The sequence below is a fragment of the Streptomyces sp. NPDC056479 genome (assembly GCF_042795335.1).
Lineage (GTDB): Bacteria > Actinomycetota > Actinomycetes > Streptomycetales > Streptomycetaceae > Streptomyces.
This window is the reverse complement of sequence record NZ_JBHTRZ010000002.1, coordinates 1,070,453-1,083,200: the sequence shown is the minus strand read 5'-3', so window position 1 is coordinate 1,083,200 and position 12,748 is coordinate 1,070,453. Positions and strand designations below refer to the sequence as shown.

The 12,748-nt window shown below is 72.3% G+C and carries 10 protein-coding genes; 5 read left to right on the top strand and 5 right to left on the bottom strand.

Annotated features, from left to right (window positions below; genetic code table 11):
* Positions 1 to 73: 73 nt before the first annotated feature.
* Genes ACFQ6S_RS10920 through ACFQ6S_RS10910 form a run of 3 tightly spaced genes read left to right on the top strand, consistent with a single transcriptional unit; the run spans position 74 to position 3,668 of the window.
* Positions 74 to 355 carry an SHOCT domain-containing protein gene (locus tag ACFQ6S_RS10920; protein ID WP_383406125.1) on the top strand — a complete coding sequence of 94 codons (282 nt, stop codon included), beginning with the start codon at positions 74 to 76 and terminating at the stop codon, positions 353 to 355.
* Positions 352 to 1,110: an ABC transporter ATP-binding protein gene (locus ACFQ6S_RS10915; protein WP_383406122.1), complete on the top strand. Its 759-nt coding sequence runs from the start codon at positions 352 to 354 to the stop codon at positions 1,108 to 1,110. The genes ACFQ6S_RS10920 and ACFQ6S_RS10915 overlap by 4 nt, the downstream gene beginning before the upstream one ends.
* A complete protein-coding gene (locus tag ACFQ6S_RS10910) occupies positions 1,107 to 3,668 on the top strand; it encodes an ABC transporter permease (RefSeq protein WP_383406119.1) in 2,562 nt (853 codons plus the stop codon). The genes ACFQ6S_RS10915 and ACFQ6S_RS10910 overlap by 4 nt, the downstream gene beginning before the upstream one ends.
* 35 nt (positions 3,669 to 3,703) lie before the next feature.
* On the opposite strand, the gene ACFQ6S_RS10905 is transcribed toward ACFQ6S_RS10910, so the two are convergent.
* Both ACFQ6S_RS10905 and ACFQ6S_RS10900 read right to left on the bottom strand, forming a co-directional pair.
* Positions 3,704 to 4,255 (bottom strand): ATP-binding protein, encoded by a 552-nt coding sequence (locus tag ACFQ6S_RS10905; RefSeq protein ID WP_383406116.1) that lies wholly within the window; start codon positions 4,253 to 4,255, stop codon positions 3,704 to 3,706.
* Positions 4,256 to 4,439: 184 nt separating this feature from the next.
* Positions 4,440 to 4,763: a hypothetical protein gene (locus ACFQ6S_RS10900; RefSeq protein ID WP_383406113.1), complete on the bottom strand. Its 324-nt coding sequence runs from the start codon at positions 4,761 to 4,763 to the stop codon at positions 4,440 to 4,442.
* 338 nt (positions 4,764 to 5,101) lie between these two features.
* Between ACFQ6S_RS10900 and ACFQ6S_RS10895 the strand changes: the two genes are divergently transcribed.
* Positions 5,102 to 6,226 carry a PLP-dependent cysteine synthase family protein gene (locus ACFQ6S_RS10895; RefSeq protein WP_383406110.1) on the top strand — a complete coding sequence of 375 codons (1,125 nt, stop codon included), beginning with the start codon at positions 5,102 to 5,104 and terminating at the stop codon, positions 6,224 to 6,226.
* 10 nt (positions 6,227 to 6,236) lie between these two features.
* On the opposite strand, the gene ACFQ6S_RS10890 is transcribed toward ACFQ6S_RS10895, so the two are convergent.
* Both ACFQ6S_RS10890 and ACFQ6S_RS10885 read right to left on the bottom strand, forming a co-directional pair.
* A complete protein-coding gene (locus ACFQ6S_RS10890) occupies positions 6,237 to 6,716 on the bottom strand; it encodes an SRPBCC family protein (protein ID WP_383406108.1) in 480 nt (159 codons plus the stop codon).
* A gap of 58 nt (positions 6,717 to 6,774) precedes the next feature.
* On the bottom strand, positions 6,775 to 7,605 hold the full coding sequence (locus ACFQ6S_RS10885) for a DeoR/GlpR family DNA-binding transcription regulator (RefSeq protein WP_383406105.1): 831 nt from the start codon (positions 7,603 to 7,605) through the stop codon (positions 6,775 to 6,777).
* Positions 7,606 to 7,893: 288 nt separating this feature from the next.
* On the opposite strand from ACFQ6S_RS10885, the gene ACFQ6S_RS10880 reads away from it, so the two are divergent.
* Positions 7,894 to 10,227: a hypothetical protein gene (locus tag ACFQ6S_RS10880; protein ID WP_383406102.1), complete on the top strand. Its 2,334-nt coding sequence runs from the start codon at positions 7,894 to 7,896 to the stop codon at positions 10,225 to 10,227.
* 36 nt (positions 10,228 to 10,263) lie between these two features.
* On the opposite strand, the gene ACFQ6S_RS10875 is transcribed toward ACFQ6S_RS10880, so the two are convergent.
* The gene (locus ACFQ6S_RS10875; RefSeq protein WP_383406099.1) at positions 10,264 to 12,705 is read right to left on the bottom strand and encodes a right-handed parallel beta-helix repeat-containing protein; all 2,442 of its coding nucleotides are present in this window, start codon (positions 12,703 to 12,705) and stop codon (positions 10,264 to 10,266) included.
* Positions 12,706 to 12,748: the final 43 nt, after the last annotated feature.

The window sequence follows — 12,748 nt, the reverse complement described above, 5'->3', positions numbered from 1 at the left end:
CCGGCGCGAGTCTCGAGACATCACCGCACGACCCGACGAAACCGATCCGAACCGACTCGGGAGATGACTCGAGATGCAGACCCTCGCACACTTCGCGGACGGCGGCCCCGGCCCGTGGATCCTGCTCTTCCCGCTGATCTGGGCGGCCGTCGTGGTCGGCGGCATCACGCTGCTGCGCCGCACCGTATGGCGCGGACGCCGCGGCCCCTGGCGCTCGGCCCCCGACGAGAAGTCCCCCATCACCGTGCTCGGCCACCGCTTCGCCTCCGGCGAGATCGACGAGGACGAGTACTGGCGCCGGCTGTCCGTGCTGGACGAGCAGTTCGGCCGTACGGGCAAGGGCGGTGCGGCATGACCACCACGACCGTCACGACCAGGACGCCGACGGCGGCCCGCGTCGTCGACGCCGTGAAGGTGTACGGCAGCGGCGACACCAGCGTGCGGGCCCTGGACGGGGTGAGCGTCGACTTCCCGGTCGGCCGCTTCACCGCGATCATGGGGCCCTCGGGCTCCGGCAAGTCCACCCTGATGCACTGCGCGGCCGGCCTCGACACCCTCACCTCGGGCACCGCCCACATCGGCGACACCGAACTGAGCAGCCTCGACGACCGCCGCCTCACCCTGCTGCGCCGGGAACGCGTCGGCTTCGTGTTCCAGTCGTTCAACCTCGTGCCGACGCTCACCGTCGCGGAGAACATCACGCTGCCGCTGGACCTCGCGGGCGGCAGGGGCGACCCGGAGTGGATCGACGCGCTGATCGACGTCGTCGGCCTGCGCGACCGGCTCCACCACCGGCCCTCCGAACTCTCCGGCGGACAGCAGCAGCGCGTCGCCGTGGCCCGTGCCTTCGCCGGCCGGCCCGACGTCGTCTTCGCCGACGAGCCGACCGGCAACCTCGACTCCCGCTCCGGCGGGGAGGTCCTCGGCCTGCTCGGCCGCGCGGTGCGCCAGACGGCCCGCACGGTCGTCATGGTCACCCATGACCCGGTGGCCGCCGCCCACGCCGACGAGGTCGTGTTCCTCGCCGACGGGCGCCTGGTCGACCGTATGGAATCCCCGACCGCCGACAAGGTCCTGGACCGCATGAAAGCCTTCGAGGTGCCGTCATGAACGCGTCCGTCCGCCTGAGCGTGTCCTCCCTGCGCGCCCACAAGCGACGCTTCGCCGGTACGTTCCTCGCGGTCTTCCTCGGCGTGGCCTTCCTCGCCGGGACGCTCGTCATGGGCGACACGCTGCGCGCCAGCTTCGACACGATGTTCGGCAACGCGACCAGCGGCACGGACGCCGTCGTCCGCAGCGCCGACTCGATCACCACACCCGGTGAGAGCCAGGGCGTACGCGAACCCGTCGACGCGGACCTCGTGAACGCCATCGAGCAGGTCCCCGGCGTCGCGGCCGCCGCCCCCGACATCCAGGGCGCCGGCCAGCTGGTCGGCCAGAACGGCGACCCGATCGGCGGCCAGGGCCCGCCCACCCTCGCCGGCAACTGGATCGAGGACCCCGAGCTCAACGCGTACCAGCTCGCCGAGGGGCGTACCCCGCAGAAGTCCGGCGAGGTGGTCGTCGACCGCGGCACCGCCGAGCGCGGCGACCTGGAGATCGGCGACACGACGACCCTGCGCACGCCGGACCCGGTCAAGGTGACGATCGTCGGCCTCGCGACCTTCGGCGGCGAGGACGGCATGGCACAGGTGACGTTCACCGGCATGACCCGGGCCGACGCGGAGAAGTACCTCACGGCGCGGCCCGGCGAGGCGACGAGCATCCAGGTGCGGGCCGGGCCGGGCGTCGGCCAGCAGGAGCTGGTCGACCGGCTGACCCCCGTGCTCCCCAAGGGAGTCGAGGCCATCACCGGCCAGGAGTCGGCCGAGGAGAACACCGACATGATCTCCAGCCAGTTCCTGACCGTCTTCACCACCTTCCTGCTGGTCTTCTCCGGTGTGGCCCTCCTGGTGGCCACCTTCTCCATCCACAACACCTTCGCGATCGTCGTGGCCCAGCGCACTCGCGAGAACGCCCTGCTGCGTGCCCTGGGCGCCTCCCGCCGCCAGGTCACCTCCTCGACCCTCGTCGAGGCGACCGCCGTGGCCGTCACCGCCTCGGTGGCCGGTCTCGCGGGCGGCATCGGCATCGCGGCCGGGCTCCAGGCGCTGTTCCCGGCGATCGGATTCCCGTTCCCCGAGGGCGACTTGGTCATCAGCGGTCTGTCGATGGCCCTGCCGCTCGCGGTCGGCATCCTGGTCTGCCTCGGCTCCGCCCTGCTGCCCGCCGTACGGGCCGGCCGCACCGCACCGCTGGCCGCCCTGCGCGAGACGGCGGTCGACACCTCCGGCGCCTCCCGTCTCCGCGCCGTCACCGGACTGGGGCTCATCGCCCTCGCGGTGGCCGTGACGCTCACCGGCGTCCTGGTGTCCCCGTCCATCTGGCTGGCGGGTACCGGCGCGGTCCTCGCGCTCGTCGCCTTCGTGGTCCTCGGCCCGGTCGCCTCCACGACGGCCGTACGGATCCTCGGCGGCCCCCTCGACCGGCTGCGCGGTGTGACCGGTGGCCTCGCCCGCCGCAACGCCCTGCGCAGCCCGAAGCGCACGGCGGCCACCGCGAGCGCGTTGATGATCGGCGTGGCCGTGGTGTCCCTGTTCACGGTGTTCGGCGCCTCGCTGAAGGCGACCATGGACCAGACCGTGTCCCGGTCCTTCGCGGGCGACGTGGCCGTCAGCACCCCGTCGTTCGGCGCGGGCGGCAGCGGTCTGAGCCCGCGCCTCGCCGACGCGGTCCAACGGCTGCCCGAGGTGGACACGGCCGTCGGCCTCGGCCGCGGGGTCGCGGAAGTCGACGGCAAGGGACGGGCCCTGACGGTCACGGACCCGGTCGCGCTGGAGCGCACCTTCGACCTCGGCACCGTCCAGGGCTCCCTGCGCGACCTCGGCACCGACGGCATCGCCATCACCGAGAAGGAGGCCGACAAGCAGAACCTGACGACCGGCGACAAGGCCCACCTCACCTTCACCGACGGCAGGACGTCGACCTTCACCGTCCGCGCGGTCTACGGCCAGTCCGAACTCGCCGGCGACTACGTCGTCACCCGCGACGCCTGGGCTCCGCACCGCACCCAGGACGCGGACACCCTCATCGCCGTCTCCTTCAAGGACGGGGTCGGCACGGACACCGGCAAGGCGGCGGTCGAGAAGGTCGCGGCCCAGTACGGCAACCCCGACGTGCAGACCCGCGACGAGTACGCACAGTCCTCGGCGGGCGGCATCGACATGATGCTCACCCTCGTCTACGCGCTGCTCGCCCTCGCGGTGCTCATCGCACTCCTCGGCATCGCCAACACCCTGACGCTGGCGATCCACGAGCGCACTCGGGAACTCGGCCTGCTGCGGGCCGTGGGCCAGACCCGTTCCCAACTGCGCGCGATGGTCCGCTGGGAGTCGGTCCTGGTGGCCGCCTTCGGCACGGTCGGCGGCCTCGCGCTCGGCGGCTTCCTCGGCTGGGTCCTGGTCAGGGCCTCCGACGGCGCGAGCGACAGCGCCTTCGCCTTCGCGATGCCGCCCCTGCAACTGGTGGTGGTGGCCCTGGTCGGTCTGACGGCCGGAGCGCTGGCGGGCCTGCGCCCGGCACGCCGCGCGGCGCGCCTGGACGTACTGCGGGCCATCGCCACGGAGTGACCCGGCAGGGCCGGATTCACCCCCTCACCGCCCGGTCAGCCCACTACGGCCGACCGGGCGGGAGCATGTTCCGGCCGACGCAGGTCCACCCGCTGCCCGACCTCGGCGAACTGCCGCGCGGGCTGCTCCACGGCCACCGTCGTCCGACGCAGCGGACGCGCGACCGATGCCCGTGCCGCCGCCATGGGCGTCGGCAGGGTGAACCACACGACCTTGCCGGACTCGCCGTCCGGCCGCACGCCCCAGCTCTCGCTGACCGCGGCCACCATCGCCAGCCCGCGCCCACAGGTGGCGAGCGAGTCGGCGTGCCCGACGTCCACCACGACCGGCAGCCGCGGGTCGTGGTCGTGCACCGAGACCATCAGCCGGTCGAGCAGCAGCTCGAGCTCCACGGTGCACATCTTGTCCGGCTGGGCGTGCTGGTGGACGTTGGTCAACAGCTCGGTCACACCGAGCGCGGCGCGGTCTATCAAGGGATCCAGATGCCAGTAACGCAAGTGCGCCGATACGATTCTGCGGACCTGACCGATCCGCGACGGCAGGGCTTGGAGCTCCACCGTGCAGTGCCTGCTTGGGTAACTGATCACGGCTGCGACTCCCCGACTGAAGAGGTCCGGAAGAACACGAAGTACGGATCCAGCAGGGTGCTCGAAGAAAACGGCCGCCTGCTGACGTGGCCGGCGGGCTGGTTCGCAGCGTTATCGCCGGTAAACCCAGAGTGACGTGAGACCAGCGTGACGCAGGGGGTGCGGTAGCGCAACTCGCGGTGACTCAGCCCTTGCGTCCGGCGGCCTTCCGTACGGCCTCGATGAACCGGCGCGCGGCGGGCGGACCTGCTTCACCCGGAGCGGGGTCGTGGTCGCCCAACGTCAGTGAATAGCGGTTGCCGTTGAGGTCCGCCTGCGCACGGTCGTCGGGGGCGAACCAGGGCTTGGACGCCCGTACCGCCTGCACCGGCGCGCTGTCGATCTCGCTGCCGTAGCTGGTGAGCAGCTGCACCCTGCCGTCGCTGATCCGTATCTGCCCGGCCCGGGTCAACGAGCGCAGCCGCTTCCCGATCCGCACGCCCGTGGCCTTGAACTCCGGCTCAGCCATGCCCCGCCCCTTAGCCCCTCGGTGTGCCGGTCCGTCCTGCGTGGGCCGTGGCCGGCTCTGGTCGTGATCCAGTGTGCCCCCGCTCGGGACCGCTGTCCCGTTCGGTGCAGTCTGCCCGCGGACCGCGTCGAGCACCAGTACACACGTCATCCCTGGACAGGGGCGCTCGGAGCACTCGCGCGAATGCGCCCCCAGGGATGGGTGAGAGCACCGGTCCAGGGATGCCTTTGAGGCTCTCAAAGGTGTGTTTATGCAGGTGAGAAGCGTGCGGAAGATGTTTATGCTCGAAGCGACGGCCGCGCGATTCGCCGCAGCCGCACAGCACCGGGAGCAGCGCCGTGAGTACCCTCCAGCAGACCCCGTCCGGCGTGACCCTCGACGTCGACCGCACCGACGCCGGCTACCGCGACTGGCTGAAAGAAGCCGTGCGCAAGGTCCAGGCCGACGCCAACCGCTCGGCCGACACGCACCTGTTGCGTTTCCCGCTGCCGGAGCAATGGGGCATCGACCTGTACCTCAAGGACGAGTCGACCCACCCCACCGGCAGCCTCAAGCACCGGCTCGCCCGCTCACTCTTCCTGTACGGCCTGTGCAATGGCTGGATCCGGCCGGGCCGCCCGGTGATCGAGGCGTCCAGCGGCTCGACGGCCGTCTCCGAGGCGTACTTCGCGAAGCTGATCGGCGTGCCCTTCATCGCGGTCATGCCGCGCACGACGAGCGCCGAGAAGTGCCGCCTCATCGAGTTCCACGGCGGACAGTGCCACTTCGTGGACGACTCACGGAAAATGTACGAGGAGTCCGCACGCCTCGCGATCGAGACCGGCGGCCACTACATGGACCAGTTCACCTACGCCGAACGGGCCACGGACTGGCGCGGCAACAACAACATCGCCGAGTCCACCTTCCGTCAGCTGCGGCTGGAGCGGTTCCCGGAGCCCGCCTGGATCGTCGCCACGGCCGGCACCGGCGGCACCTCCGCGACCCTCGCCCGGTACGTCCACTACATGCAGTACGACACCCGCATCTGTGTCGCCGACCCGGAGAACTCCTGCTTCTTCGAGGGCTGGACCACCGGCGATCCGGACGTCACGTGCGACTGCGGCTCCCGTATCGAGGGCATCGGCCGGCCGCGCATGGAACCGAGCTTCGTGCCCGGCGCCATCGACCGGATGATGAAGGTGCCGGACGCGGCGAGCGTGGCCGCCGTACGCGCCCTGGAGCGGGCCATCGGCCGCAAGGCGGGCGGCTCGACGGGCACCGGGCTGTGGAGCGCGCTGAAGATCGTCGCCGAGATGGTGGCCGAGGGACGGCAGGGGAGCGTGGTGACCCTGCTGTGCGACCCGGGGGACCGGTACCTCGACAAGTACTACTCGGACACCTGGCTGACCCAGCAAGGTCTCGACATCGCGCCGTTCTCGACGGCCATCGAGCAGCTGCTGGAGACGGGCGTCTGGCCCGAGTGACCCGCCGGCCTCAGCGTGCCGCCGCGGCCAGCCGCCGGTCCAGCGAGGTCACGGCGCCCCGGAACGCCCGGCCGAGGCCGGGCCGCGCGAGGCCGAAGGTGAACCGGAAGGGTGCCGTGCCGTCCACGGCGAAGGTCCACTGGACCCGGGTGCCCGTCCCCGCCGGGGCGAGCCGCCACTCCTCGACCATGGCCCGCGCCCCGGGCGCGTTGGTGAGGTCGACGCGGTAGGCGTACACCTCGGGGCTCTTCGCCGCGAGTATCGTCTCCTCGAAGCGCGTGCCGCCCGTGAGCCGGACCTCGCGCCGGGCTCCGTCGTCGAGCGGACGGGCCAGCGTCACCGCCGAGAACCACTCCGTCCAGCCCGGCACGTCCTCGGCGAGAGCCCGGTACACCGTCTCCGGGGGAGCGGAGATCTCCCGCGCGAAGACATGCCGTACGGGCGCGCTCCCCACGAACTCGATCCCCACCTCACGCAGCAGGTGAGCCATGGACGAAACCCCCTATGCCGACAGCGCTCCGGGCAGCGTCACCATAGCTGGCGTCTCGTCAGATGTCTGCACCCTCATCGGGCTCACCGGCCACCACCAGCCGGCGCAGCTGCTCGGAGATCTCCGAGCGCGCGTCGGCCGCCAGCCCGGCGTCCGTCACCAGCGTGTCGACCTGCTCCAGCGCGGCGAACGAACTCAGCCCCACCACACCCCACTTGGTGTGGTCGGCGACGACCACGACCCGGCGCGCCGACTGCACCAGCCGCCGGTTGGTCTCGGCCTCCGCGAGGTTCGGCGTGGACAGGCCGGCCTCCACCGATATGCCGTGCACACCGAGGAACAGCACGTCGAAGTGGAGCGCCGCGATCGCCTGGTCGGCCACCGGCCCCACCAGCGAGTCGGACGGCGTGCGCACCCCGCCGGTCAGCACGACCGTGGCGGCGCCCTGACGGGGACCCGTGGTGCGCTGCGCGACGTGGAAGACGTCGGCGACCCGCACCGAGTTGGTGACCACGGTGAGGTCGGGCACGTCGACCAGCTGATGCGCCAGCGCGTACGTCGTCGTACCGCCCGACAGAGCGATCGCGCTGCCCGGCGCGACGAGTTCCGCCGCCGCCCGCGCGATGTCCTCCTTGGCCGTCAGCTCCAGACCCGACTTCGCCTCGAACCCCGGCTCGTGCGTGCTGGCCTCGACCACCGGGACAGCGCCGCCGTGCACCTTCTCCAGCACACCCTGCCGGGCGAGCGCGTCGAGATCGCGGCGCACCGTCATGTCCGACACGCCGAGCTTGCGGGTCAGCTCATTGACCCGCACCCCGCCGCGGCGCCGGACCTCGTCCAGGATCAGGGCGCGCCGCTGCTCCGCGAGGAGGTTCTGATTCTCGCTCACGTACGCTCCGGTCCTTTCGCCGCTGCCGTCCGACATGCCCTGCCACCCCATCCGACAAGGCCATTCTCGCCCCTCCCGGGGCGCGGGGCGTCCCATCCTCGCACGGGTCGGCACAGGTCGCGCCAGTGGCCGTCCCGACGCGCGCATGTCACTTCTGCATCTGCCGTTCCCCTCCCCGTCACACGTACCGGGGAGATTCCGTGAGGAGAGGTGTACGAGAGCGTCTCGGCGGAGATCCTTGTGCCCGCACGGACACAAGCCGATGGCTCGTCACGGGGGAAGTGCGAGATGGAACGTGCGCAGGAACGCGTCACGACGAACGGGGCGGCTCAGGCGCCCGAGGACGCGATAATCGCCCTGGAACTCCTGGTCCACGGCGTCGGCGGCACCACGCCGCAGGAGATGCTCGACGATCCGCGGACCGTGCGGATCACCGGCGACGACACGGCCGCCGTCTTCCGACGGTCCGACGACATCGACGCGGAGGACCGACCGGACGACCGCCGGGACGGGCCGGTGCCCGAGGCCTACGTCTGGTGCAACCTCACCTCGGGCAACAGCGCCCGCGCCCTGTGGCTGCTCTTACTGCCGTTCATGGTGGTGAACCTCGCCCATTGGATGCGCCCCACCACACACGACCGGGCGCGGACGGTGCGTCTGTACGGCCTGCTGGTGCGGCTCGCGGGGCTCACACTGACGGTGCTGCTGGTCGCGGCGGCGTGCGAGGTCGCGCTGGACCTCGCGGCCTGGCAGTGCGCGGGCACCCGCGCGTGCGCCGAGCGGCACAGCTGGCTGGGCTTCTTGTCCCCGTCCGTCTCGAACGGCGGCTGGTGGAGCGATCCCGGCCGCAGGCTCGCCCTCGCGGCCGTGGTGCCCGCCGCGCTGACCGGCCTGCTGTGGTACCTCTCCCGCCGCACCTGGAGCGCGTACGAGTCCCAGCAGCCGATGTCCCGCGAGCCCGAGCCGGACGAGGAGTCCGGCGGCACCTCCCTGGGCCGCCCCGGCTTCTGGTACGGCCGGCGCCTGGTGGCCCGGCTGCGCGCCGCGCACACCGCCGCCGGTCTGCTGACGGTCGCCGCGGCGGTCGGTTCGGCGGCCGCACGCTTCGACCGCCGGCCCGGCGGACCGGCACTCCTCGACGCCCTGGGATGGCTCCTGGACGCGGCGCTCGTCGCCTGCGCGGCCGTCGTGGTGTGGGTGGTCTGCCGCCGGGGCCGCAGCGAGAACCGCCTCGACCAGGAACTCGACGAGCGTTTGGTACGACGCCTTCCGCTCGCCGCCCTCGTCCTGCTGGCGCTCTCCCTGGTGTACGCCGGGTGGGACCGGCCGGGCTGGCAGTCGACCGGCCGTCTTCCCGGCGACCCCACCTTCGGCGCCATCGCCTTCTTCCAGGGCCTGCTCGTCATCGTGCTGGCCGTCGTCGCCCACGTCCTGCACCGCACACAGCCCGACCCGCGCGCCGCGATGCGCGGCCTCGGCGGACCGGCCGTGGCGATGCTGGCCTGCGCCCTGGGCGGGGTGATGTCCGGCGGGGTCGCTCAGCGGGTGGCCGACTGGCTCGACGGCACGGGCGCGTCGATCGTGGGGCCGCCGGTCCTGCTGACCTGGCAGGCGTCCGTGATCCCGCCGCTGCTGGTCCTCCTCCTGCTGCTCTGCGGCTTGCTGGGCTGGCGAGCCTGGCTGCTGCGCCGCGCCGAACTGGGCACGGTGGAACTCGACTACACCGGGGAGCCCCGGGACACGGCACGGACCCGCCGTATCGCGACCACGCGCGCGATGGCCACGCTCACCGACCGCGCCCCCCTCGTCGTCGCCGTCACCTCCACCGCCACCCTGCTCCTGGGCGCCGGAGCCCTGGTCGGTGCCCTGACGACCGACGAGACGCCGAGCGAGGCCGCCGACGGGGCGTACGCCTTTGTCCACGGCGCCGCCGAGACGGCGCAGGCACTGGGCTCCTGGCTGATCGGGCTCGGCTTCATACTGTTCGTCACGTGGGGCAGGCGCGCCTACAAGGACGCCTCCGCCCGGCGCACCATCGGCATCCTGTGGGACGTCGGTACCTTCTGGCCGCGCGCCGCACATCCGTTCGCGCCGCCCTGCTACGCCGAGCGCGCGGTGCCCGACCTGACCTGGCGAATGGCGACCTGGACCCGCGACGGGGAGGGACGGCGCCTCGTCATCTCGGGTCACTCCCAGGGCAGCGTGCTCGCGGCCGCCGCGGCCTGGCAGCTGACGCCGGCCGACCGCAAGCGGGTCGCGCTGCTGACCTACGGCTCGCCGCTGGAGCGCCTGTACGGCCGCTGGTTCCCGGCCCATTTCGGCACGGCCGCGCTGGCCTCCCTGCATGCCGAGGTCGACTGCTGGCGCAACCTGTACCGGGTCACCGACCCCATCGGCGGCCCGGTCCGACTGCCCGACGGCTGTGACCCCGAGGTCGACCGTGAGGCCCTCAAGGACCCGCTGGCGTACGGCCGCACTCCCGAACACCCGCTGCCCGCACCGATCCTCGGCCACGGCGACTACCAGGCGGACCCGGCGTTCGCGGAGGAACGGGAACGGCTGCTGGCGCGGTTGCGGCCGGGGGTGCCGGCGCCGAGGCCACAGGCCGCTGCCGAGAGCTGATCCGGTCGACCCGGGCGATCGGCCCGACCCGCGCTGTCAGGCCAGGTCGGGCAGATCCTCGGCGTACAGCAGCGTCAGGTCGTCCGTGCTGGGCTCGGGCAGCTGGGCGACCCGGCCCGCGTGCCGCTCCACCATGGCCTCGAAGGTCTGCCGTGCCGTACGGCCGTTGCCGAACGCCGCGCCCTTGGGGATCGCCGTGAAGTACTTCAGCAGGGCCTCGGCGACACCGGGGCCGAGCCGGTACTCGTGCTCCTCGGTCTGCTGCTCGACGATCCGCAGCAGCTCGTCGGGGCCGTAGTCGCTGAAGGTGATGGTCCGTGAGAAGCGGGACGCCACACCCGGGTTGACCGACAGGAAGCGCTCCATCTCGGCGGTGTAGCCCGCCACGATCACCACGACCGCGTCGCGGTGGTCCTCCATCAGCTTCACCAGCGTGTCGATGGCCTCCTTGCCGAAGTCCCGGCCCGAGTCCTCCGGCGACAGCGCGTACGCCTCGTCGATGAACAGCACACCGCCGCGTGCCTTGTCGAAAGCCTCCTGCGTGCGGATCGCCGTGGAGCCGATGTGCTCGCCGACCAGGTCGACGCGGGACACCTCGACCAGGTGGCCCTTCTCCAGGACGCCGAGGGACGCGAGGATCTCGCCGTAGAGCCGGGCGACCGTCGTCTTGCCGGTGCCGGGGGAGCCGGTGAAGACCAGATGCCGCTTGACCGACGCCGCCTTCAGGCCCGCCTGCTGACGGCGCCGGCCCACCTCGATCATGTCGGTGAGGGCGCGCACTTCACGCTTGACGCTCTCCAGACCCACCAGCGCGTCCAGTTCACCGAGGACGTCCTTGGAGGTCCGCACCGGCTTCTCGGCCCGCGAGGCGGCGACGAGCGCCTCCTGCTCGGTGCTGCGCTGACCGGGGATGGCGCCGAGGAGACCGGGGGACTGGCTCGCCGTCTGCACGGCGGGCTCCGCAACGGGCGGCGGCTGCCTCAGGCCCGCGCTCTCGTCGCTGGTGCAGTCCTCGACGTCGGGGCCCACCCCGGAGGCCGCGTCCGGGCCGCCGTCCGCGAACTCGTAACCGCCGCGCGCACACCGCTCCGTACGGCACTTCCGCAGCGTCGTACGGCAGCCGTCGATCACATGGAAGCCATAGCCGGCGCTGCCCCGCACCCGGCAGTTGAGGAAGGTGCCGCGGCCGCCCGCCGAGACGTAGAACCCGGCCTCCGCCGGGGAGTCGACCGTGCACCGCTCGATGACGGGGTCGGCGCCCTTGGTGACGATCACGCCGGTCTGGGTGCCGTCCACGGTGCAGTTGTTGAGAGTGCCGCCGCTGCCGTGGTCCCGGAACCAGGCACCCGTCGCCGCGTCCCGGATCCGGCAGTCGTCGAGCTGGGCCGTGGCGCCGTCGCTCACCGACACGGCCGTGTTGCGCACCTGGGACAGGTCGCTGTCGACGACGTCCGCGCGGGAGCCGCGGTCGAGGACGAACAGCGCGTCCGGCACATCGTGCACCCGGCAGGAGTCCAGCACCGCCGTCGCGCCGTCGCTGACCCACACCGCCGGGTAGTCGCCGGTGCTGTCGAAGATCTCGCACTGGTTGGCGTCCACGCGCGTGCCCGGATCCCACACCGACAGGCCGTTGCGCCCGAACTGACGCACCGTGGTGCGGGTCAGGGTGAGGACCGAACGGGAGCGCAGGTCGACCGCGTTCTCCGGGATGTCGTGGATACGGCAGTCCGCCAGCGTCAGCACGGCGTCCGTGTCGAGCGTGACGCCGTCGGCGGTGGTGCGGTGCACATCGCAGTCCGTGAGGTGGGCGGTGGCCCGGCCGGTGACCTGGACGCCGGAACCCCGGACCTCGTAGACCTCGCAACCCACGGCTTCCAGCGCGGAGTTCTCCCCGGTCGCCGTCAGCCCCGAGCCCGCGGCATGGTGCACCCGGCAGCGCTCCAGACGGGGGTGCGCGCCGCCGCGCACGGCGATGCCCGCCTGACCGGCCGCGACGACCTCGCACTCCTCGAACACCCCGCCACCGCCGTCCAGTACGGCGATGCCGATGCCCGCGGGGTTGTCGACGGTGCAGCGCCGCACGGTCGGCCGAGCCCCGCCGCGCACCTCGATCCCGGCTGCGGACCGGGTGACGATCCGGACGTCCGTCAGCTCCGGGGCCCCCTCTTCGACGAGCAGCGCGGGAGCCGCCGCGTCCTGACCCTCCACATGCAGGTCCTGCACCACGGCCGAGGCGCGCACCGTCAACGGCACTCCGTCCACGGGCGCGATCCGCACCGAGCCGGGTGAGCCCTCGGGGCCGCGCAGGGTCACCGCTCGCTGGACGACGAGGTTCTCCCGGTAGGTGCCGGGCGCGACGGTGAGGACGTCACCGTCGGCCGCGGCCTCCAGGGCGGCGGCGAGCGACGCGTACTCACCCGTGCGGCGCCGCCACCGCGATGTGCCGGTGTGCGTCACCTGGACCGTGCCCTGTGCCATGGCGTTGTTGTGCCCCCACCTCGAAGTACGCGGGTTCTGCTGC

Excerpts from the sequence above, each read along its gene's own strand:
- ACFQ6S_RS10890 (WP_383406108.1), bottom strand. The coding sequence starts at position 6,716 with ATGGCTCACCTGCTGCGTGAGGTGGGGATCGAGTTCGTGGGGAGCGCG.
- ACFQ6S_RS10910 (WP_383406119.1), top strand. The coding sequence starts at position 1,107 with ATGAACGCGTCCGTCCGCCTGAGCGTGTCCTCCCTGCGCGCCCACAAG.
- ACFQ6S_RS10915 (WP_383406122.1), top strand. The coding sequence starts at position 352 with ATGACCACCACGACCGTCACGACCAGGACGCCGACGGCGGCCCGCGTC.
- ACFQ6S_RS10920 (WP_383406125.1), top strand. The coding sequence starts at position 74 with ATGCAGACCCTCGCACACTTCGCGGACGGCGGCCCCGGCCCGTGGATC.
- ACFQ6S_RS10875 (WP_383406099.1), bottom strand. The coding sequence starts at position 12,705 with ATGGCACAGGGCACGGTCCAGGTGACGCACACCGGCACATCGCGGTGG.
- ACFQ6S_RS10880 (WP_383406102.1), top strand. The coding sequence starts at position 7,894 with ATGGAACGTGCGCAGGAACGCGTCACGACGAACGGGGCGGCTCAGGCG.
- ACFQ6S_RS10900 (WP_383406113.1), bottom strand. The coding sequence starts at position 4,763 with ATGGCTGAGCCGGAGTTCAAGGCCACGGGCGTGCGGATCGGGAAGCGG.